General features: G+C 63.9%; 18 protein-coding genes. 10 read left to right on the top strand and 8 right to left on the bottom strand.

The window, feature by feature from the left end; translation table 11 throughout:
• Nucleotides 1-17: 17 nt before the first annotated feature.
• The 5 genes from BN2476_RS15820 (at nt 18) to BN2476_RS15800 (ending at nt 5809) form a co-directional block, all read left to right on the top strand.
• The gene (locus BN2476_RS15820) at nt 18-1598 is read left to right on the top strand and encodes a DHA2 family efflux MFS transporter permease subunit (RefSeq protein WP_087735090.1); all 1581 of its coding nucleotides are present in this window, start codon (nt 18-20) and stop codon (nt 1596-1598) included.
• A gap of 42 nt (nt 1599-1640) precedes the next feature.
• Complete coding sequence (locus BN2476_RS15815) at nt 1641-3095, top strand: efflux transporter outer membrane subunit (protein WP_087735089.1); 1455 nt, start codon at nt 1641-1643, stop codon at nt 3093-3095.
• Between the two features lie 67 nt (nt 3096-3162).
• Entirely contained in the window at nt 3163-4347 is a 1185-nt protein-coding gene (locus BN2476_RS15810) for a thiolase family protein (RefSeq protein WP_087735088.1), read from the top strand.
• 155 nt (nt 4348-4502) lie between these two features.
• Nucleotides 4503-5438 (top strand): 2-dehydropantoate 2-reductase, encoded by a 936-nt coding sequence (gene panE, locus BN2476_RS15805; RefSeq protein WP_087735087.1) that lies wholly within the window; start codon nt 4503-4505, stop codon nt 5436-5438.
• Between the two features lie 71 nt (nt 5439-5509).
• Nucleotides 5510-5809 carry a hypothetical protein gene (locus BN2476_RS15800; RefSeq protein ID WP_087735086.1) on the top strand — a complete coding sequence of 100 codons (300 nt, stop codon included), beginning with the start codon at nt 5510-5512 and terminating at the stop codon, nt 5807-5809.
• Nucleotides 5810-5887: 78 nt separating this feature from the next.
• Here the strand turns inward: BN2476_RS15800 and BN2476_RS15795 are convergent, their stop codons facing one another.
• The 8 genes from BN2476_RS15795 to BN2476_RS46490 form a co-directional block, all read right to left on the bottom strand.
• Nucleotides 5888-7405 (bottom strand): OprD family outer membrane porin, encoded by a 1518-nt coding sequence (locus BN2476_RS15795; RefSeq protein WP_087735085.1) that lies wholly within the window; start codon nt 7403-7405, stop codon nt 5888-5890.
• Between the two features lie 155 nt (nt 7406-7560).
• The gene (locus BN2476_RS15790; RefSeq protein ID WP_087735084.1) at nt 7561-8559 is read right to left on the bottom strand and encodes an ABC transporter ATP-binding protein; all 999 of its coding nucleotides are present in this window, start codon (nt 8557-8559) and stop codon (nt 7561-7563) included.
• Nucleotides 8556-9545 carry an ABC transporter ATP-binding protein gene (locus BN2476_RS15785; RefSeq protein ID WP_087735083.1) on the bottom strand — a complete coding sequence of 330 codons (990 nt, stop codon included), beginning with the start codon at nt 9543-9545 and terminating at the stop codon, nt 8556-8558. The genes BN2476_RS15790 and BN2476_RS15785 overlap by 4 nt, the downstream gene beginning before the upstream one ends.
• A 1-nt stretch (nt 9546) precedes the next feature.
• Nucleotides 9547-10431: an ABC transporter permease gene (locus BN2476_RS15780; protein ID WP_162497877.1), complete on the bottom strand. Its 885-nt coding sequence runs from the start codon at nt 10429-10431 to the stop codon at nt 9547-9549.
• 11 nt (nt 10432-10442) lie between these two features.
• Entirely contained in the window at nt 10443-11381 is a 939-nt protein-coding gene (locus BN2476_RS15775; protein WP_087735081.1) for an ABC transporter permease subunit, read from the bottom strand.
• Between the two features lie 18 nt (nt 11382-11399).
• Nucleotides 11400-13016: a peptide ABC transporter substrate-binding protein gene (locus tag BN2476_RS15770; protein ID WP_087735080.1), complete on the bottom strand. Its 1617-nt coding sequence runs from the start codon at nt 13014-13016 to the stop codon at nt 11400-11402.
• Between the two features lie 209 nt (nt 13017-13225).
• Nucleotides 13226-13795: a cupin domain-containing protein gene (locus tag BN2476_RS15765; protein WP_087735079.1), complete on the bottom strand. Its 570-nt coding sequence runs from the start codon at nt 13793-13795 to the stop codon at nt 13226-13228.
• A gap of 244 nt (nt 13796-14039) precedes the next feature.
• Nucleotides 14040-14228, bottom strand: a complete 189-nt coding sequence (locus BN2476_RS46490; RefSeq protein WP_160111724.1) for a hypothetical protein — start codon at nt 14226-14228, stop codon at nt 14040-14042.
• A gap of 340 nt (nt 14229-14568) precedes the next feature.
• On the opposite strand from BN2476_RS46490, the gene BN2476_RS15760 reads away from it, so the two are divergent.
• The 5 genes from BN2476_RS15760 to BN2476_RS15740 all read left to right on the top strand — a co-directional run bounded on the left by BN2476_RS15760 (nt 14569) and on the right by BN2476_RS15740 (nt 21322).
• Nucleotides 14569-16089 (top strand): peptide MFS transporter, encoded by a 1521-nt coding sequence (locus BN2476_RS15760; protein ID WP_087735147.1) that lies wholly within the window; start codon nt 14569-14571, stop codon nt 16087-16089.
• 191 nt (nt 16090-16280) lie between these two features.
• Nucleotides 16281-17786: a MocR-like pyridoxine biosynthesis transcription factor PdxR gene (pdxR, locus tag BN2476_RS15755; RefSeq protein WP_087735146.1), complete on the top strand. Its 1506-nt coding sequence runs from the start codon at nt 16281-16283 to the stop codon at nt 17784-17786.
• A gap of 229 nt (nt 17787-18015) precedes the next feature.
• A complete protein-coding gene (locus BN2476_RS15750; protein ID WP_054919981.1) occupies nt 18016-18468 on the top strand; it encodes an HU family DNA-binding protein in 453 nt (150 codons plus the stop codon).
• Between the two features lie 360 nt (nt 18469-18828).
• Nucleotides 18829-20238 (top strand): circularly permuted type 2 ATP-grasp protein, encoded by a 1410-nt coding sequence (locus tag BN2476_RS15745; RefSeq protein WP_087735078.1) that lies wholly within the window; start codon nt 18829-18831, stop codon nt 20236-20238.
• Nucleotides 20239-20371: 133 nt separating this feature from the next.
• Entirely contained in the window at nt 20372-21322 is a 951-nt protein-coding gene (locus BN2476_RS15740) for an alpha-E domain-containing protein (RefSeq protein ID WP_087735077.1), read from the top strand.
• The last annotated feature ends 1 nt before the right edge of the window (nt 21323 follow it).

Genomic DNA, 21323 nt, shown 5'->3' with positions numbered 1-21323 from the left:
CGGATGCAACGCCCATTATGAGCAAGACCACATCCGTGCCGACGAATCCCGCCGATCTGCCGACGGGCACCAAAGTTTTCGCGTTCTCGCTGCTGTGCCTCGGCTTCTTCATGGCGACGCTCGATATCCAGATCGTGGCGTCGTCGCTGAAGGACATCGGCGGCGGGCTGTCCGCGAGCCAGGACGAACTCTCCTGGGTGCAGACCTCGTATCTGATCGCCGAGATTCTGGTGATTCCGATGTCGGGCTGGCTCACGCGCGTGTTCTCGACGCGCTGGGTGTTCGCGTTCTCCGCATTCGGCTTCACGTTGACAAGCATGCTGTGCGGACTCGCATGGGACATCAATTCGATGATCCTGTTTCGCGCGCTGCAAGGCGCGCTCGGCGCCGCGATGATTCCCACCGTGTTCACGACGGCATTTGTGCTGTTTCCGGGCAAGCAGCGGCTGATCGCATCGACGACGATCGGCGCACTCGCGTCGCTCGCGCCGACGATCGGCCCGGTGATCGGCGGCTGGATCACCGATCAATGGTCGTGGCACTGGCTCTTCTATCTGAACCTCGTGCCGGGCGCGCTGGTGACGGTGCTGGTGCCGCGCTTCGTCAACGTCGATCATGCCGATCTGTCGCTGCTCAAGCGCGGCGACTATCCCGGCATCCTGTTGATGTCGGGCTTTCTCGGCTGCCTCGAATACGTGCTCGAAGAAGGCCCGCGCAAGAACTGGTTCGGCGATCACGCGATTCTGTTCTGCACGTGGATTTCCGTTATCTGCGGCTTTCTGTTCCTCGTGCATGCGTTCACCGCGAAGGAACCGATCGTCGATCTGCGCGCGCTCGCGATCCGCAACTTCGGCATCGGCAGTCTGTTGTCGTTCATCACGGGCATCGGGCTTTTCTGCGCAGTGTTTCTCACGCCCGTGTTCCTGTCGCGTGTTCGCGGTTTCGATTCGCTGCAGATCGGTGTCGCGCTGCTGTCGGTCGGCTGCTTCCAGTTGATCGCGCTGGCCGCGTATTCGTTTCTCGCCCGCTTCGTCGACATGCGTCTGTTGATGGTGTTCGGGCTGATCTGTTTCGGCGTCGGCTGCTATCTGTATGTGCCGCTGACGAATCAATGGGGCTGGCACGAACTGCTGATTCCGCAGGCGCTGCGCGGCATCGGCCAACAGTTCTGCGTGCCGCCCATCGTGACGATGGCGCTCGGTTCGCTGCCGCCGTCGCGGCTCAAGTCGGCGAGCGGACTCTTCAATCTGATGCGCAACCTGGGCGGTGCAATCGGCATCGCCGTATGCAGCACGATGCTCAACGACCGCCTGAATCTGCATTACGAACGGCTCGACGAACACGTGAGCGCGGGACGCCCCGCGATCGAAGCGCTGCTGCGCGATCAGGCCGCGCATTTCGCGGCGGTCGGCGGCGATGTGCTGAACGGGGCGGCAGCGGGACTCGGTGCGCTGCACGCGCTGTTGCTGCGCGAAGCGCTCGTGCTCACGTTCTCCGATACGTTCCTTGCCGTCTCGCTGTGCTTCGTCGTCGGTCTCGCGAGCGTGCTGTTCTCGCGGCCTTTCGGCAATACCGCGCCGCCGCCCGATGCGCACTGAACACACGCCGCCCATTCAACGAATTCGACTGGAAAACCAGACATGAAATCGATCGTAGCCAAAGTGCTTGCCGTTGCTGCCGCGATGACGCTTGCGGCGTGCGCCGTGCAGCCCGCGACGCACGCCGATCTGCCGCAGACCGTGAAGACGGTCGCACCCGACGCGTGGAGCGTCGATGCGCCCAAAGACACCGTCGGTGCCGACGCATGGTGGTCGCAATTCGGCGACCCGACGATGCATCGGCTCGTCGATATCGTGCTCGGCGACAACCTCGACGTGAAAGCGGCCGTCGAGCGCGTGAAGCAGGCACAGGACATCACGAAGCAGCAGCGCGCGGCGCTCGCGCCGCAACTCGACGCTGGCGCGACGGCCGCGTACCAGCGCCAGAACACGCCGCCGCCGCTAGGCTATGTGAAGCAGGCGGGCGTGGGCTTGACGGCTTCGTGGCAGCCCGACGTATTCGGCGGCGAGCGGCTCGCGGTGCTCGCCGCGCAGGCGCAGGTGACGGGGCGCCAGTCGGCGCTCGATGAATTGCGGCTTGCGCTGGCCGCCAACACGGCGGCTGCGTATATCGACTTGCGCTGGGCACAGGCGCAATTGCAGATCATCAACGACAACGAGCAGATTCGCAGCCGCGCGCTGAAGCTCACACAGGAGCGCCTGCAATACGGGCTTTCTACGCAACTCGACGTTGCGCGTGCGCAGAATCAGTTGCAGGATTTGCAGGCGCAGATTCCGAAGATCAGGTCGGACATTCAGCACGACATGAGCCTGATCGCGGTGTACTCGGGACGCACGCCGGAGAGCGTCGGCAGTTTGCTGATCGACGAAGCGCGGCCGATTCCCGTGCCCGCGCAAAGCGTGCCGCAGACGCTGCCTTCCGAAGCGCTGCTGCGCCGTCCCGATGTGCGCACCGCTTATGCAACCGTCGAGCAACGCGCGGCCGAAGTGGGCGTCGCGAGAGCGGACCGCTATCCGAAGTTCCGCTTGAGCCTGAGCGACGGCATTCTCGCTTCGTCGTATCTCGGCATGCCGACGCTGACCGACAACCTCTTCAGCGTCGCATTGAGCGCGACGAGCCCGATCTTCAACGCGGGCCGCATCACCGCGCACATCGACGAGAACGAAAGCCGCATGCGCGAATCGCAGCTCGGCTTGCAACAGACGATGCTGAACGCGCTGAAGGACATCGAGGACACGCGCAGCGATCTCGTCAACGGCGATGCGCAGGTCGCGAAGCTCGCCGGCGCGCTCGATGCATCGGGCCATGCGCTGCGCCTGTCGAACGAACTGTACAAGGGCGGCGCGTCGAGCTTCCTCGATGTGCTCGCGGCGCAGGAGGCGTATCTGCGCGACGCCGAATCGTTGAATCAGGCGAAGCGCGAGCATGCGCAGGCGGCCGTCGCGCTGTACCGGTCGCTGGGCGGCGGCTGGGATGCGCCCGCCGATGGCGACGTCGCGAAGACGCAGCCTTCGACGGACGTGGCCGCCAACTGAAGCCTTCAACGAAGCGCCTCGTTCACGCGAGGCATCGAAGTGCAGTAGTTCAACTTGAGGAATAGCGATGAATGCACGCGATGTAGTGATTGCCCATCCTGTCCGCACGCCGATCGGCGCGTTCGGCGGATCGCTGAAAGAAGTCCCCGCGACGCAGCTCGGCGCGGTTGCCGTGCGCGAGACGCTGCGGCGTGGCGGGATCGACGCGAAAACGTTGTCGTCCGTGGTGATGGGCAACGTGATCCAGGCAGGCAACAAGATGAACCCCGCGCGGCAGTCGTCGATCGGCGGCGGCGTGCCCGTGTCGGTGCCGGCGCTGACCGTGAACCGTGTGTGCGGATCGGGGGCGCAGGCGATCGTGTCGGCCGCGCAGGAGATCGCGCTCGGGCTCGGCGACGTGGCCGTTGCGGGCGGCATGGAGAACATGGACCGCGCGCCGTATCTGCTCGAAAGCGGCCGCTGGGGCAGCCGCATGGGCAACGCGCAGGTGCATGACAGCATGCTGCGTGACGGGCTCGTCGATGCGTTCTCGAATGAGCACTCGGGCTGGCACACAGAAGACCTCGTGACGAAAGCCGAACTCACGCGCGCCGCGCAGGACGAATGGGCGGCGCGCTCGCAGCAGCGCTTCGTGGCCGCACAGGAACGCGGCGCATTCGACGCGGAACTCATTGCCGTCGAAATCGAAGGACGCAAGGGCACCGTGCAGTTCGCGCGCGACGAGCAGCCGCGCGCCGACACGACGGCCCAAACGCTCGCGAAATTGCGGCCTGCGTTTCGTCCCGACGGCACGATTACGGCGGGCAATGCGCCCGGCCTCAATAGCGGCGCGGCGGCGATGATCGTCGCGGGGCGCGACTATGCGGACGCGCATGGCATCGAAGCGTCGGCGCGCCTCGTTGCGTTCGGCATCGCGGCGGTCGAGCCCGGCCTGTTCGGACTCGGCCCCGTGCCCGCCGTGCAGATCGCGCTGGAGCGCGCGGGCTGGAAGCTCGGCGATGTCGAGCGCGTCGAGATCAATGAGGCGTTCGCGGCCGTGCCCCTCGCGGTCGCGCAAAAGCTCGGGCTCGCGCATGACATCATCAACGTCGAAGGCGGCGCGATCGCGCATGGCCATCCGATCGGCGCAACGGGCGCCGTTCTCACGACGCGCCTCATCCATTCGATGCGCCGCGATGGATTGAAGCGCGGCATCGTTACGCTGTGCATCGGCGGTGGGCAGGGCATTGCGCTTGCGCTTGAAATCGTCTGATACGCATTTGATCGGCGCGTAAGGACTCGCGGCGGGCCGTGCAAGCCCGCTGCGGTCCGCAAAGATTTACGACATACTGCATATGCACATACATCGCGCGCGACCGCACAAAGCCGCGCGATGCCAACGGACGGAAGATGACCCAAGGAGAAGCAATGCGAATTCTCGTAGTCGGCGCAGGTGCTACAGGTGGATATTTTGGCGGCCGTCTTGCACAGGCGGGCCGCGACGTCACGTTTCTCGTGCGTGCGAAGCGCGCCGAAGAACTGCAACGCGCGGGGCTCGTCATCAAAAGCCCGCGCGGGGATGTCACGCTGCGCGACGTGAAGACCGTGCTCGCGGACCAGATCAGCGAGCCTTATGATCTCGTGCTGCTGAGCTGCAAAGCCTACAGCCTTGACGATGCAATCGAATCGTTCGCGCCCGCCGTCGGCGACGCGACGATGATCTTGCCCGTGCTGAACGGCATGCATCACGTCGATGTGCTGAAAGAGAAGTTCGGCGTATCGAAGGTATTGGGCGGCCAGTGCGTGATCGCCGCGACGCTCAATCGCGAGCGCGAAATCGTGCACCTGAACGACATGCATTCGATCGGCTTCGGCGAACTAGGCGGCGGCATCAGCGAGCGCGTGCGCGGGATAGCGTCGACGTTCGAAGGCGCGGGCTTCGATTCGACGGCGGCCGACAACATCCTTCAGCAGATGTGGGAGAAGTGGGTGTTCCTCGCGACGCTCGCGGCCACCACCTGTCTGCATCGTGCCGCGATCGGCGACATTCTGAAGACGCCGGATGGGCGGCGCGTGATCGAAGGCGTGCTGGGCGAATGCAAGGCCGTCGCGACGGCGAACGGATACCCGCTCGGCGAGGCGTCCAATGCGCGCGCACAGACGATTCTCTTTGCCGAGGGCTCGCCGTTGACGGCATCGATGCTGCGCGATATCGAAGGGCAGTCGCGCATCGAGGCCGATCATATCGTCGGCGATCTGATCGCGCGCGGCGGTGGGGCGCAACAAGGCGCGCTGTCGTCGCTGCGCGTCGCGTACAGTCATCTGAAAGCATACGAGGCACGGCGGGAGCGGCAATCGGCTTAGGCCGCGAACGCAGGGCGGAGCGTGCGGAAGCTGAAGTAGAATCGACGGCACTGACTCACGCGAGGTGGATCATGCCCACTCCTCAGGGATCGGTGCCCGCTCTCTGCACGGCTTCCGCGACGATGTTCTCGATCGGGATCATCTTTCTCGGCTACTGGGGCTTGCAGGAAGCAGGCGTCTGGACGCTCGCCGACAAGTTCGTCGCGGGGCTGGCGATAATCGGCTTTGCGTTTCTCGGGCTGGTGCCGTGGGTGGCGACGAGTCCCGTCGAACCGGAAACGAGCGATGCGAAGGTTCGCATCGCGCGCATGATGTTTCTGTTGGGCGTGATCGCGGTGTGGATGGCGATTGTGGTGTCCGTTATCTTCTGAACATTTATACGGGCTGATCTTGCGCTTGCGGCCATCGAATGCCGATGCCCGCAAGCATGAACATCATCAAAGCCCTGCTTAAAACACCTTCACGGGCACATTCACGACAAGCCGGTACTCCATGTTGTCCGGGTCCGAGTAGTGCGCGGTCGACTTGTGGTACATCGCGATGAACGTGATCTTCGTATCCTTGAAGCTGCCGCTTTGCAGCGTATAGCTCGGAATAAAGCCGATTTCATGGTGCGTGCCGTGCACAAACTCGCCATTACGCGTGTACGGGCCGATCGCATTGGAAGCCGCGCCCGCCGAAGCATCGGCGCCCCAACCCGTCACACCCCACAGCATCGCCTTGAAGCCGGGCAGACCCGCATACTTGCCATCGAACGTATAGCGCAACTGAAAGGACTTTTCGTGCGGCGCGTTGTAGTCCACGTCCATCGAGTTCACGAGATAGATGCCGTTGGTCTCGTTCACATAGTCGAAGAACTGGTCGCCGAGAATCTGCTGATAACCGAGCAGTATCTGATGCGGGCCATGCTGCGCCGACAGCGACAGGCTGTACGCATTGTTGTTGATATGCCCTTGCAGCGCGGAACCCGTCTGGTGCGTCGAGTAGATGTTCGCGAGGCCCGCCCACTTGACGGTATTCACGTCGCCGATCGAATGCGAGATCGACGCGTAGAACTGATTCCACACGTCTTCAGCCTGGTCGGCATACAGCGTGACCGTGCCGTTCGGGGAGTAGTCCCAGTTGCCGCCGAAGTAGCTGAGTCGCTTGAACGTCGTGCCGCCGTACGACGTGTTCATGTCGGTCAGGTTCGTATGGCCGCGCGCGTCGACCTTCGTGAAGCTGCCCGCTTGCAATGTGACGTTGTGGATGTCATTGCTCACGGCCGACACGCCGAGGAACGTCGGCGGCAACGCGCGGTTGTCGTGCGGTTCCAGGAACGGATTGTTGTCGACGATCTGCAAGCCGTACTTGACGACCGTCTCGGAGATGCGTCCCTTGATGTCGTACATGCCCGGATATGCCCACGCGAGCTGATCGGAGCCGCCACCGCCCTTGGCCACGTGCACCATGTTGCCCGCGCCTTTGCCGCCGTCGAGCTTCAGCGCGGCGAACAGCGACGCATCGACGCCGAAGCCCACCGGCCCTTTGGTGTAGCCCGATTCGAAGTTGGCCTGCATGCCTTGAACCCACGCGTGACGGTGCGGCCCGCCTTCGTTGTCGAAATGGTCGGCATAGTTGCGGAACAACAGATTCAGATGGCTATCGTCGACGAGGCCCTTGCTCTTCGCCTGGCTCGACAGCTGCTCGGGCGGCGTGACGGCCTGGGTGGCTTCGGCGTTAATGACAGCGTTGTTCGTTTCGGGCGTCGCTTGCGCGAGCGTCGTGGTTGCCGGTTTGGCTTTCGCTTGCGGCGCGGGCGCGGCCTGAGGTGCGGTTTGCGGTGCGGCCTGGGCCACGGCTGCGCTTGCAGCGGCGGGTGCGGCCGCGTCGTCGGCGAGCGCGCTCGTCGCCATCGTCAACGCGGGCAGGCCGATTGCCAGCAGCGCGAGTGTCGAGGCTCCTGATGTGGTTCGTTGGGTTGTCATTGAAACTCCAGCTTTTTTCTAGTTGATTGAACAGTGGCGCGGCGGTCGGCCGAACCACGCTTTCCGCCCGTTTCCACCGTCGCGGAAACGAACGCCTCCCTTGACGCAGCGGCTGGCTGCGTCGTGGAATGGGGTCTCGTCGATATGAGCGCTCGTCAGGTCATCGCGGCGCGAATGCACGCAACCTGCGTGTGGCCGATGCGTGCTGATGTCGCGACGGGCCGCTCGTGCGCGCACGCGTCGATTGCATCCGGGCAGCGCGTGCGAAACGCGCAGCCGGAAGGCGGCTTGAGCGGCGACGGAATCTCGCCGCGCAACAGCACGTGTTCGCGCGCGCGTTCCGCGGCCGGATCGGGCAGCGGAACGGCCGACAGCAGCGCCCGCGTATACGGATGCTGCGGTTCGCGATACACGTCGCGCTTGTCGCCGAACTCCATCACGCGGCCCAGGTACATCACGAGCACGCGCTGGCTGATGGCTTTCACGACGGCGAGATCGTGCGCGACGAACAGCAGCGACAGCGACAGTTCGCGTTGCAGGTCGCGCAGCAGGTTGACGATCTGTGCCTGGATCGACACGTCGAGCGCCGACACGGGCTCGTCGCAGATCACGAGTTGCGGCTCGCCGATCAATGCACGCGCAATGCCCACGCGCTGGCACTGCCCGCCAGAAAACTCATGCGGATAGCGGCGTAGATGATGGTTGTTCAGGCCGACGCGTTCGAGCATCGTCCGCACTCGCACGCGCATTTCTTCGCGGCCGAGTTGCGGCTGATGCGTCTTCAGCGGCTCCGCGACGATCTGTTCGATCGTCATGCGCGGATCGAGCGATGCAAGCGGGTCCTGGAAAATCATCTGCACGTCGCGGCGAATCTGCGTGGTATCTCGCCTGGCATCGGCGGCAACAGTTTCGCGGCCCTTCCACTGCACGCTGCCTGATGTGACGGGCGCAAGCCCGATGATCGCGCGCGCGAGCGTCGACTTTCCGCAGCCCGATTCGCCGACGAGTCCAACCGTTTCGCCGCGGCGCACGTCGAACGACACGCCGTCGACGGCGCGCAGCGTCGCCTTCTTCGACCACGGAAGGCCGCCCCGCGCGATCTGGAAATGCACGCTGAGCTTGTCGACCTCGAGTAGCGATTCATGAGCGCTCATAGCACCTCCGCGATGGTCTGGACGGGACGATGGCACGCGCGCAACGCACGCGCTTCATCGCCGATCGATTCGAGCGCGGGGCGCGTCGCGCGGCACGCATCCCCGGCGAACGCGCAGCGCGGCGCAAACGCGCAACCCTGCGACGCCTCGCCCGGCAGCGGCGGATTGCCCGCAATGGTCTGCAACGGCTGGTCGTCTGCGTCGGTGAGGCGCGGCAGTGCGCTCAGCAAGCCGATCGTGTACGGATGCGTCGGCGCGGCGAACAACTGTTGCGCGGGCGCCTGCTCGACCGTCTGACCGGCGTACATCACCATCACGTCGTCGCACAGGCCGGCCACCACGCCCATGTCGTGCGTGATCAGGATGATCGCGGTGCCGCGCTCGCGGTTCAGCTCGCGCAGCAGCTCGATGATCTGCGCCTGCACGGTGACGTCGAGGGCCGTCGTCGGTTCGTCGGCGATCAGGATTTCGGGCTCGGACAACAACGCCATCGCGATCATCACGCGCTGACGCATGCCGCCCGAGAACTCGTGCGGGTACATGCCGATGCGGCGTGCGGCATCGGGGATGCGCACGCGCTCGAGCGCTTCGATTGCGCGCGCTTTCGCTTCGCGGCGCGGCAGCTTGCGATGCAGCTGCAGCGTTTCCGTCATCTGCCGCTCGATCGTGAGGAACGGATTGAGCGACGTCATCGGATCCTGGAAGATCATGCCGATGCGGTCGCCGCGAATGCGGTTGAGCGCGGCTTCATTCATCGTCAGCAGGTTTGCGCCGTTGTGCAGCGCTTCGCCGCTGACCTTGCCGTTCTTCGCGAGCAACCCGAGCAGCCCCATCACCGTCTGGCTCTTGCCCGAGCCCGATTCGCCGACGATGCCGAGCGTCCTGCCTTTGTCGAGCGAGAACGACACGCGCTGCACGGCGTCTACGGGCGCGCCGTCGCGGCGCGAGAAGCGCACGCTCAGGTTTTTTACTTCGAGTAATGGCATGTCAGCGGTCCTTCGGATCGAGTGCATCGCGCAGGCCGTCGCCGACGAAGCTCACGCAATAGAGCGTCGCGCACAGCATGAGCGCGGGACACAGCAGCAGCCACGGCGTCGATTCGAGCTTCTGCGCGCCGTCCTGGATCAGCACGCCCCAGCTCGTCATCGGTTCCTGCACGCCGAGTCCGAGAAACGACAGCACGGATTCCGTCAGCACGATGGTCGGCACCGTGACGGTCGCATAGACGACCACCACGCCGATCAGATTCGGCACGATATGACGCGCGATGATCGAACGCGAGTTGACGCCGATCGCCTTCGCCGCGTCGATGAACTCTCGCGAGCGCAACGACAACGTTTGACCGCGCACGACGCGCGCCATGTCGAGCCACGAAAACGCGCTGATCGTCAGCACGACCAGATAGAACGCGCGGCCGAAGAGCGTCATCATCAGGATCGCGATCAGCATGTACGGGATCGCATACATCATGTCGACGACGCGCATCATCACGGCATCGACGCGCCCGCCGAGATAGCCGGCCGTCGCGCCCCACGCGACGCCGATCAGTCCCGACACGAGCGTGCCGAGCAAGCCGACTTCGAGCGACACGCGCCCGCCCACGAGCGTGCGCACGAGCAGATCGCGGCCGAGTTCGTCGGTGCCGAACCAGTGCATGTTGTCGAAGGTCGGCGCGAGGCTGATCGCGGACCAGTCGCTGTCGATCGCATTGTTCGGCGACAGCAGCGGCCCGGCGAAGCACGCGAGCACGATGAGGACCAGCAACAGCAGCGCGATGAAGGCCGCGCGGTTGCGCGCGAAACGACGCGCGGCAGTCGCGAGCGGGCTGCGCGAAGGCGGCGCGTCGGCGACGGTCAAGGTGACAGGTGGCATTCTCATCGGTATCAGTAGCGGATACGCGGATCGAGCCATGCATACGCGAGGTCGACGAGCAGGTTGAAGAGGACGGCGACGGCCGTGGTCAGCACGACGAGGCCGAGCACGAGCGTGTAGTCGCGGTTGATTGCGCCGTTGACGACGAGCTGCCCGAGCCCCGGCAGCGCGAACACCGATTCCGTAACGACGGCCGCCGTGATCGATGAGATGCACACCGAGCCGAGCAGCGAGACGACGGGCATCAGCGCGGGCTTCATCGCGTGGCGCAGGACGATCGTGCGCGCGGGCAGGCCCTTCGCACGCGCGGTGCGAATGAAGTTGCCCGACAGCACTTCGATCATGCTGCCGCGCATCACGCGCGCGATCAGCGCGACGTTGATGAACGTCAGCAGCACGATGGGCAGCACGCGATAACGCCACTCGCCTTCGCCCCAGCCGCCCGCAGGCAGCCAGCCGTGGCCGTCCGCAGTCTTCAGCAGAATCGCGAACACCCATACGAGCAGCGGGCCGAGCACGAACGGCGGCACGACGTTGCCGATATTGCCGAGCACCATCACCGCGAGATCGGTCACGCTGTCGCGGCGCACGGCCGCAATCGTGCCGAGCGCGACGCCGATCACGACCGCGATCGGCACCGAGATGCCGCCGACGCCGAGACTCACGGGCAGCGCCTTCAGCACGAGATCGGTGACGGACCAGTCGGTGTAGCGGAACGACAGGCCCAGGTCGCCGTGCAGCAGTCCACACAGATAGTGCAGATATTGCTGCCACAGCGGCTCGTCGAGGTGATAGCGCGCGTTCAGGTTCGTGATCGTGGCCGCCGACAACTGCTTCTCGGTATCGAACGGGCCGCCCGGCGTGAGGTGCAGCAGCAGATAGCACGCGGTGATCACGGCGAGGATCGTCGGGATCGCCCACAGCGTGCGGCGCAACGTGTATGCAAGCATGGGTGCGGTTCCTGCCGTTTAGTGCTTGAGCACGAACATGTCTTGCGAAGCACGCTGGTCGACGTAGTTCGTCGCCGTATAGCCGCCGACGTACGGCTTCACGAGACGCGCCGCCGAGTACTGGAACAGCGGAATCATCGGATAGTCGTTCATCGCGAACTCATGCGCCTGCGTGAGCAGCGCGGTGCGCTGCTTGTCGTCGGTCTGCTGGTTCGCCTGGTCGATCAGTGCGTCGACCTTCGGGTTGCAGTAGTGCTGGTCGTTCTGCACGCTGCCGCAGCGGATCAGGTCGAAGTACGACATCGCGTCGTTGTAGTCGACGAACCAGCCGTCACGCGACGCCTGCACCTTGCCGTCGTGACGCTGCTTGAGCAGCACCTTGTATTCGACGTTCTCCAGCTTCGCGTTCACGCCGAGCTTCGTGCGCCATTCGGACGTGACGAAGAGCGCGACTTTCTTGTGCAGATCGTTCGTGTTGTACGTGAACGTGAAAGTGAGCGGCTTCGCATCCGAATAGCCCGCTTCCTTCAGCAGGTTGCGCGCGTAGTCGACGCGCTTCGCCATCGGCCACGACGCCCATTCCGGTTTGTAGACGGCTGCGCCTTCCGTGCCCTTCGAGATCAGGCCGTACATCGGCAATTCACCGCCCGCCGTGAGCTTCGACGTCAGCAGGTCGCGGTCCACCACCATCGACAGCGCCTCGCGCACGCGCTTGTCCTTGAACACGGGGTCATCGTTGTTGAGGCTGTAGTAGTACGTGGCGATCTGCAGGCCTGCCTTCAGCTGCGCGCCGAACTGCTTGCCGACCTGGTTGTAGATGCCCGACGGAATCGTGTACGTGTAGTCGAACTGCCCGGCCTGATACATGCGCATCGCCGTCTCATCGCTTTCGATGGGCAGATACGTGACCTTCGTGATCGCGACCTTCGGCGCGTTCCAGTAGTTGCCGTTCTTCGCGATGACGAGACGGTTGTTCGGCTGCCAGTCCGAAAGCGCGAACGCGCCGTTGCCGACGAAGTTCGCGGGACGCGTCCAGTCGTTGCCGAACTTCGTGACGACGGCCTTGTCGACGGGCGCCATGGTCGCCATCGCCGCCAGTTGCGGGAAGAACGCAGCGGGCACTTCCGTCTTCACTTCGAGCGTGTACGGATCGACGGCGCGCACGCCGAGGCTCGTCACGGGCGCCTTGCCCGCGATGATCTGCTTCGCGTTCTTCACGAACTCGACGAGCACCGTGTACTTCGAGCCCGTCTTCGGGTCGACGACGCGCTGCCACGAATATACGAAGTCCGCTGCCGTGACGGGCTGGCCATTGCTCCACTTCGCATCGTGACGCAGCTTGAAGACCCACGTATCGGGCGCGGTGCGCGCCCACGACTGCGCGACGCCGGGGACGATCGCGCCCGCCGCGTCGATGCGCGTGAGGCCTTCGAACAGGTCGAGGCCGATCGTGTTGCCCGTCCACGATTCGATGTGCGCGGGATCGAGCGATTCGGTTTCGGCCGGGACCTGGCGTGTCAGCTCCTGGCTGGCGGCGAGCGTCGCGCCGGACGGAATCACGACGGCCGATGCGTTTTGCTGAAGTGTAAGGACGAGCGCGGTCAGCGCCGTCGTGTAGACGAACGTTGTTTTCATGGTTGAAGTCGCAGGAAGAGTCGGGAGAGGAACGCAAGCGGCACGGATGCCGCTAACGGTTATCCGCGTGATGTGGACCGGGGTGGTCCTTGCTCGGTGTACGGCATAGAGGATTCCTTACAATTATTATTACAGGCATCCTCCACCGCCGATTCATCGCGCTCCCCGACCTGCGGAAGCGCTTCCAACCAGGATTGAATGCCTGCCTTCTAAAACAGCCTCGGCGTACCTACCCAGACGACCACCGACTCTTTCCGGGCCGTATTCGCCCAGCTATGCGGCAGCGTCGATTCGTAATGCGCGCTGTCTCCCGCGCGCAGCACGAAGGTCTTGCCTTCCAGCGTCAACGACACTTGCCCTTCGATGACGTAGATAAACTCTTCACCGGCATGCGTCGTGACTTCGGAACGCTTTTGCCCGGGTGGCATCCTCACAAGGATGGCTTCCAACTGACGGCCCCCCGACAGATTGGTCATCCGGGCAAACAGATTCGCCGAGTCTGCGAAACCAAAAAACTTCAGTTCGTTTGCGCGACACACCGAACGCTCTTCGCTCGGCGTATCGACGAAGTACTGCACCTTGACACCCAACGCATGCGCAATTCCTGCCAGCGACGTGATGGACGGCGATGCGAGACCGCGCTCGACCTGTGACAAAAACGGCTTCGAAATGCCTGCTGCCGTCGCCGTTTCATCGAGTGTGCGCTTCAGCCTTTGCCGCAGCGCGCGGATCTTGTTCCCCAGTGCAAGTGCCGTGTCCTTCTCAAGTGTCGTGACCATAACAAAACCAAATTAGTCCGTCAAAATTAGTTTGATATAAGCAAATCTTGTTAGATGACGTGCCGCTCGCGTGTCCCGCATTGAAGACGTTGACCACGCATCGACGCCGCTCATGTGCGTCAGTTAATTTCGAGAAAGCACTCTATGTTGCCAGATCGCAAGAAGCGCTTATCGGATTCGCATTAGACGACTCGATCCAGATAAGGACGGCGCCTGAATGTCGATGGAAGCTTGAGTGCGGGCCTCAGTGAATTCCCGAAGCGACAAGACGCTTCTTGATGCGCAAAATCGCTACCTCGCGCGGATCGGCCTTGCAGGGCCGATCCGCCTGCACTCCCGTTTGCAGCGATCCTGCGGCGGTCTCTTGATCGGTACGTCCTGACCGGGCTGCCACCGATAACCGAAGGTGAACACGCATGTCGATCCAATCCACAGTCTTTCCTGCCGTCCTTCTTCCGTCATCCCGCCTGCCGTGCACGAGTGTCCCGAACGGGCCGCAACTCCGGTCCGGATACGCGATGCTTTATCATTGAGCCATCGTCACGCGGCTTTTCGCGTTGACGGCCTCCCGCTGAAGTCCTGGTTGTTCCGTTTTCGACGCGGACCGCATCGTCCGTCGCTCGTATCGCACTGAACCGTCGTCGAATGCCGCATGGCGCGCATCGGCCACGGCAAGTCATCGACGATCTCCGGTTTTTCCAGCTTCGCCACGTGGCATGGCGTCGAATCGACGCGTGCGCGCGCGGCTGCTTTTGCATGAATTCGAGGAACACATGAACTCACCCGTATCCCAGACCCGGTCGTTTTCGACCGTCTTTCTCATCGAGATGTGGGAGCGCTTCGGCTACTACGGCATGGCGGCACTGGTCGTGCTGTTCATGATCGACAAGTTCGGTTTCGACGACAGCCACGCGAATCTCACATGGGGCGCGTTCGCGGCGCTCGTGTATGCATCGCCGTCGATCGGCGGCTGGATCGGCGACAAGGTTCTCGGCGCGCGCCGCTCGATGATCTTCGGCGCGCTCGTGCTCGCGGCCGGCTATCTGATGCTCGCGCTGCCGAACGACAGCCTTGACTACATGTATGCGTCGCTCGGCGTGATCGTGGTCGGCAACGGCCTGTTCAAGTCGAACGCGGCGAATCTCGTGCGCCGCATCTACGAAGGCGACGACGCGCGCATCGACAGCGCGTTCACGATCTACTACATGGCGGTGAATATCGGCTCGACGGTATCGATGCTCGCGACGCCGTGGATCAAGGATCACTGGGGCTGGCACACGGCGTTCGCGGTCTGCTGCGGCGGCATGCTGATCGGCGTGATCAACTACTTCCTGATGTTCCGCACGCTGTCGCATGTCGGTTCCGCACCGGATGCCGAACCCGTGCGCTGGATGCGCGTGCTGGCCGTCGCGCTCGGCGGCATCGCGCTCGGCACGGCGACGATGTTCGTGTTGCAGCACAAGGCGATTGCCGTCGCATGCGTCTATACGGCGGGCGTCGCGATTCTGGCGATCTTTGCATACATGCTGCTCAAGTGCGAGCGCTCGGAACGTTCGGGCCTGCTCGCCGCGCTGATTCTCGTATTGCAGGTCATCCTGTTCTTCGTGTTCTATCAGCAGATGTCGACGTCGCTGACGCTCTTCGCGCTGCGCAACGTCGATCCGACGTTCTCGCTGTTCGGCTCGCATCTGTTCACGTGGAGCGCCGCGCAGTTCCAGGCGCTGAACCCGATATGGATCATGCTGCTGAGCCCGATTCTCGCGACGCTGTATACGAAGCTCGCGAAAAACGGCAAGGACGTGCCTGTCGCGGCGAAGTACGCGTTCGGTTTCGCAGTGGTCGCGGCAGGCTTTTTCGTCTATGCATGGAGTGGCAGCTTCGCGGTGAACGGCCGCGTGTCGTCGTGGTGGATGGTCGGCGGCTACGGGCTGTACTCGCTGGGCGAGTTGCTGGTGAGCGGCCTCGGCCTCGCGATGATCGCGCGCTACGTGCCCGCCCGCATGAGCGGCTTCATGATGGGCGCTTATTTCGTGGCCACGGGTGTCTCGCAGTATCTGGGCAGCGTCGTCGCGAATCTGGCGAAGATGCCGGCCGGCGATCTCGATCCGATGACTTCGCTGCCGCTGTATACGAAGCTCTTTACCGAACTCGGCTGGCTCGCGGCCTTCGGCGCCGTGGTCGCGATCCTGCTGTTGCCGCTGATGGGCAAGCTGTCGCGCGCGCATCATCGCTGCGCCGAGGAAGCGCGTGAGGATTCGCGCAAGGCCGGGGCGATGGCTGCGTCGGCGCAATGACGCCGCGGCCCTGCGGGGCCGTTCAGTTTCAGTGGATCCCGGAAGGCGCGCCGTTGGGCGCGCCTTTTGTTTTTGCGCTTCGTTTTTACGCGCTGCGCTCGCCGACGAATCAGGCGATACCCGTCGCGGACCCGGCCGCCGATTCCCACGGTAAGCTTGCAAAAACACAGCAAGCGAAGCAACGGGACCACATGGACATTCACATCGCCGTCGAGGGCCGCCACGATCTCGCCGGGCAGATCTATCGGCAACTGCGGGCAGGGATTATCGAAGGCCGCCTTGCGGGCGGCACGCAACTGCCGTCGACGCGCGATCTCGCGACGCAACTCGGCGTGTCCCGCAAGACGACGCTCGATGTGTTCGAGCGCCTGCTCGCCGAAGGCTTCCTGAATGCGCGCGCGGGCTCGGGCACGTTCGTCGCCGAAGGATTGCAGCGCCTCCCCGCCGAACGCTCGTCGCACGCGCGCGCCGCGCATGACGCGTTCGGCACGCTGGGAGCGCACGGCTTGCATGGCGCAAGATCGGCTGTGCAGTCCAGCGCCCGCGCGCAGCCGGTGTGGTCCGCCGTGCCCGAAGTGCTCGGTCCGCAGCCGACGCTCGGCACGTCATTCGACTTTGTCGGCGGCATCACCGACAAGTCCCATTTCCCGTTCGACGTCTGGCGCCGCTGCGTGAATCACGCGCTGCGCGTGCAATCGCGTGGACGCGGCACGTATCGCGATGCCGCAGGCGAACAGGAGCTGCGGCTTGCGATTTCGCGCTATCTCGCGTTCAGCCGCGCGGTCGCGAGCAACTGGGAAGACGTCATCGTGACGCAGGGCGCGCAGCACGCGCTCGATCTGATCGCGCGCGTCACGCTGCGCCCCGGCGACGTCGCCGTTGTCGAAGATCCCGGCTATCCGCCCGCGCGCGCGTGTCTGACGGCTGTCGGCGCGAAGGTCGTGCCCGTGCCCGTCGATGCCGACGGCCTGGTCGTCGGCAAGCTGCCGAAGAACGCGCGCCTCGTCTATGTCACACCGTCGCATCAGTTTCCGCTCGGCATGCCGATGAGTCTCGCACGGCGCGTCGAGCTGCTCGAATGGGCGCAGCAACGCGATGCCGTCATCATCGAAGACGACTACGACTGCGAATACCGCTTCGAAGGACGCCCGATGGAGCCTTTGAAAAGCCTCGATCGCGCGGGCCTCGTCGCCTACGTGGGAACGTTTTCGAAGACCATCTTTCCCGAGCTGCGCGTCGGTTACACGGTGCCGCCCGCGTCGCTGTTCGACACGCTGAAGAAGGCGAGGCAGATCGGCGACTGGCACGGCTGCTCGCTGACCCAGACGGCGCTCGGCAGCTTCATGCTGAACGGCGACTTCGCCAAGCACGTCAAGCGCATGCACAAGCTGTACGCCGCGCGCCGCGCGTGCCTGCTCGCGCATCTTCAAGGCGGCCTCGCGCGATGGTTCGAACCGATCGTGCCGACGGCGGGTATTCACCTGGCCGCGCTGCTCAAGGCGCCGCTCACGGAAGCCGCCGTGATCGAAGCGGCGCGCGACGAGTCGATCGCGCTGCACGGTCTCGCGCCTTTCTTCGTCCGCGCGAAACAGCGGCCGGGGCTGGTGTTCGGCTATGGCGGCATCGAGGCGGAGCATATCGACGCGGCGCTCACGAAGCTCGCGAAGCTGATGCCGCGTGTCGAATCAAGGACTTGAGTCTCGACGATTCGCGCTGGACAGGTGTGCCGAAATCGCTTGCCGTTCACGTTTACCCCTTAAAAACAGGCGTGAAATGAGCGAGATAGTCTGCGCCGCGCAACAAACCGTAACCGTTACACACAAAAGATTCGCTCAGAAACCAAAAGCGCTTGTAGAATCCGGCCTTGAAGCGTGTGCATATCGCGTGCGCTTCTCGCTTTTACTGAACCCTAGAGGTAGGAGAAACATGGCGACTTCCGCAAAAAAGGTAGCCAAGAAGGCTGCTACGGTACCGACCAAGAAGGTTGCTGCAAAGAAAGCTGCTGCTCCCGCAAAGAAAGTCACGGCTAAGAAGGTCGCCGTGAAGGCGTCTGGCGCTCCGTCGCCGATCAAGGACACCTTCACGAAGGCCTCGCTGGCTGCACACGTTGCGGAGCGCGCGGGCGTCGAGCCGAAGTCGGCGAAGGCAGTTCTGGCTGCTCTCGAAGACACGATCCTCGGTTCGGTTCACAAGAAGGGCGCTGGTGAATTCACGCTGTCGGGTCTTCTGAAGATCGTCGTCCAGGCTGTTCCGGCGAAGAAGAAGCGCTTCGGCAAGGACCCGTTCACGGGTGAAGAGCGCTGGTTCCCGGCCAAGCCGGCAAGCGTGCGCATCAAGGCACGTGCGCTGAAGAAGCTGAAGGACGCAGCAGCAGCGTAATCGATGTCGACGGCAGCGGCGCAACCCGCTGCCGCGTTCATCCGAATCCCCGCAACGCGCAAGCGTGCGGGGATTTTTTTGTCTGCACGTGTTTGCCCCTGCATCGCGTCATATTCCCAAAGACGGTTCGCGTCTGCATCGAAGCGAGCCGCACGCGCGACGCCACGCACTTTAGTGGCGCATCGCGTACCGCCGCGCTACGATGGCACCGAGTCGTCTGCCCATCCGCGTGCGCGCTTCGAGTGCATCCGCTGCGCGCCGCGCGTGTAAAGCAAATGGCATAACGCTTGCTTGAACGTGATCGACAACCGAATGCGCAGCGCATTCGCCTTCGATCCGACAAAAAGAGTGGGGCGTGACATGCGATGCTATGACGAGATGCGTCATCACGATGACGCCGTGCGGCCGCATTATCAGCGGTTCGAGCGCTGGCTCGTGCAGCAGGGCAACGAAGCGATCGCAAGAAAGCGGGCTGAGGCCGATCTTCTGTTTCGCCGGGTCGGCATCACGTTCGCGGTCAACGGCGATCTGTCCGGCACGGAGCGCCTCATCCCGTTCGATCTGATTCCGCGCATCATCCCGCGCGGCGAGTGGCAGACGCTCGAAGCGGGACTGAGGCAGCGCGTGCAGGCGCTCAATCTCTTCATCCACGACGTCTATCACGAGCGCAACATCGTGCGCGCGGGCGTCGTGCCCGCCGATCAGGTCTACACGAACGCGCAGTACCGGCCGGAGATGCAGGGCGTCGACGTGCCGCTCGGCGCCTATGCGCACATCGCGGGCGTCGATGTCGTGCGCGCCGGCGAGAACGGCGACTTCTACGTGCTCGAAGACAATCTGCGTGTGCCGTCGGGTGTCTCGTACATGCTGGAGAACCGCAAGATGATGATGCGGCTCTTCCCCGAACTCTTCGTGCAGAACCGCATCGCGCCCGTCGCGCACTATCCCGACCTGCTGCTCGATACGCTGCGCTCGGTGGCGCCCGCGGGCGTCGACGATCCCGTCGTCGTCGTGCTGACGCCCGGCATGTACAACTCCGCTTACTTCGAGCACACGTTCCTCGCGCAACAGATGGGCGTGGAACTCGTGGAAGGCAAGGATCTGTTCGTCGACGACAACTACGTGTTCATGCGCACGACGCAAGGGCCGCGGCGCGTCGACGTGATCTACCGGCGCGTCGACGACGACTTTCTCGATCCGCTCGCGTTCCGTCCGGACTCGGCGCTGGGCGTGCCGGGTCTGTTGACGTCGTATCGCGCGGGCCGCGTGGCGCTCGCGAACGCGATGGGCACGGGCATCGCCGACGACAAGTCGATCTACCCGTACGTGCCCGAGATGATCGAGTTCTATCTGGGGGAGAAGCCGATCCTGAACAACGTGCCGACCTACCAGTGCCGCAAGCCGGACGATCTCGCGTATACGCTCGCGCATCTGCCCGAGCTCGTCGTCAAGGAAGTGCACGGCGCGGGCGGCTACGGGATGCTGGTCGGGCCGGCGTCGACGTCGGCGGAAATCGAGGCGTTCCGCCAGCGGCTGATCGGAAAGCCGGCGGGCTACATCGCGCAGCCGACGCTCGCGCTGTCCGCGTGTCCGACCTTCGTCGAAGCGGGGATAGCGCCGCGTCATATCGATCTGCGCCCGTTCGTGCTGTCGGGCAAGACCGTGACGATGTGCGCGGGCGGACTCACGCGCGTCGCGTTGCAGGAGGGCTCGCTCGTCGTCAACTCATCGCAGGGGGGCGGCACGAAAGACACCTGGATGGTCGACTGAACTGCATTCGACCGATGCTTTGAAGAGCCGGGCGTCCGCCGATCGCGACGGACGCCGCGCGAAAAACGGGCAACCCGGCGCGCTCGCCGTCACATGCTGACGCAAGCGCGCGCCATCAACTCGGAAAGCCGACATGCTGAGCCGCACCGCCGATCATCTGTTCTGGATGGCCCGTTACATGGAGCGCGCCGAGAACACCGCGCGCATGCTCGACATCAACCTGAAAGCGCAACTGCTGCCGCAGACGCCGGAGCAGGAAGAGCGCGCGCAGCGTTCGGTGCTGCGCATCTCCGAGCTCGAAGACGCGTTCGCGCAGCGCCATGCGGAGCCGACGCGCGAAAACGTGCTCGACTTTATGGTCGCCGATCCGGCGAATCCGTCGAGCATTCATGCGTGCCTGCAGGCGGCGCGCGAGAACGCGCGCGCGGTGCGCGGCACACTGACGACAGAGTGGTGGGAAACGATCAACGACACGTGGCTCGAATTCAACGAGCGCACGCGCCACGGCCAGGTGGCGAGCAATCCCGCCGCGCTGTTCGAATGGGTGAAGTTCCGCTCGCATCTGTCGCGTGGCGTGACGATCGGCACGGCGTTGCAGGACGACGCGTTCTTTTTCACGCAGCTTGGCACGTTCCTCGAACGCGCGGACAACACGGCGCGCATTCTCGACGTGCGTTTCGCCGACGCCGTGCCGAATTCGCGCGAGGCCGCCCGTCAACTCGAAGACTTCTATTACTGGACGTCGATCCTGAGTTCGGTGTCGGCGCTGGAGATCTACCGCAAGGTGTATCGCGATGTCGTGACGCCCGCACGCGTGGTCGAGCTGATGATCCTCAACTCGCAGATGCCGCGCTCGCTGCTGGCGTCGCTCGACGGCGTCTGCGAGAACCTCGCGATGCTGCGCACGCAAGGCTCGAACCAGTGCGAGCGCTTCGCCGGCAAGCTGCGCGCCGAGCTGCTTTACGCGGATATCCGGCAGATTTTCGAAGCCGGCCTGCACGCGTGGCTCACGCAGTTCCTTGCCCGCGTGTTCGAACTCGGCAACATGGTCGCGCGGACCTATCTGATGCTGCCTGTTGCATGAC

The sequence above is a fragment of the Paraburkholderia piptadeniae genome, assembly GCF_900007165.1.
Lineage (GTDB): Bacteria > Pseudomonadota > Gammaproteobacteria > Burkholderiales > Burkholderiaceae > Paraburkholderia > Paraburkholderia piptadeniae.
This window is presented reverse-complemented; position numbering and strand designations above follow the sequence as displayed.

Coding starts and splice junctions, on each gene's coding strand:
- BN2476_RS15820 (WP_087735090.1), top strand. CDS start 18: ATGAGCAAGACCACATCCGTGCCGACGAATCCCGCCGATCTGCCGACG.
- BN2476_RS15815 (WP_087735089.1), top strand. CDS start 1,641: ATGAAATCGATCGTAGCCAAAGTGCTTGCCGTTGCTGCCGCGATGACG.
- BN2476_RS15810 (WP_087735088.1), top strand. CDS start 3,163: ATGAATGCACGCGATGTAGTGATTGCCCATCCTGTCCGCACGCCGATC.
- panE (WP_087735087.1), top strand. CDS start 4,503: ATGCGAATTCTCGTAGTCGGCGCAGGTGCTACAGGTGGATATTTTGGC.
- BN2476_RS15800 (WP_087735086.1), top strand. CDS start 5,510: ATGCCCACTCCTCAGGGATCGGTGCCCGCTCTCTGCACGGCTTCCGCG.
- BN2476_RS15795 (WP_087735085.1), bottom strand. CDS start 7,405: ATGACAACCCAACGAACCACATCAGGAGCCTCGACACTCGCGCTGCTG.
- BN2476_RS15790 (WP_087735084.1), bottom strand. CDS start 8,559: ATGAGCGCTCATGAATCGCTACTCGAGGTCGACAAGCTCAGCGTGCAT.
- BN2476_RS15785 (WP_087735083.1), bottom strand. CDS start 9,545: ATGCCATTACTCGAAGTAAAAAACCTGAGCGTGCGCTTCTCGCGCCGC.
- BN2476_RS15780 (WP_162497877.1), bottom strand. CDS start 10,431: ATGCCACCTGTCACCTTGACCGTCGCCGACGCGCCGCCTTCGCGCAGC.
- BN2476_RS15775 (WP_087735081.1), bottom strand. CDS start 11,381: ATGCTTGCATACACGTTGCGCCGCACGCTGTGGGCGATCCCGACGATC.
- BN2476_RS15770 (WP_087735080.1), bottom strand. CDS start 13,016: ATGAAAACAACGTTCGTCTACACGACGGCGCTGACCGCGCTCGTCCTT.
- BN2476_RS15765 (WP_087735079.1), bottom strand. CDS start 13,795: ATGGTCACGACACTTGAGAAGGACACGGCACTTGCACTGGGGAACAAG.
- BN2476_RS15760 (WP_087735147.1), top strand. CDS start 14,569: ATGAACTCACCCGTATCCCAGACCCGGTCGTTTTCGACCGTCTTTCTC.
- pdxR (WP_087735146.1), top strand. CDS start 16,281: ATGGACATTCACATCGCCGTCGAGGGCCGCCACGATCTCGCCGGGCAG.
- BN2476_RS15750 (WP_054919981.1), top strand. CDS start 18,016: ATGGCGACTTCCGCAAAAAAGGTAGCCAAGAAGGCTGCTACGGTACCG.
- BN2476_RS15745 (WP_087735078.1), top strand. CDS start 18,829: ATGCGATGCTATGACGAGATGCGTCATCACGATGACGCCGTGCGGCCG.
- BN2476_RS15740 (WP_087735077.1), top strand. CDS start 20,372: ATGCTGAGCCGCACCGCCGATCATCTGTTCTGGATGGCCCGTTACATG.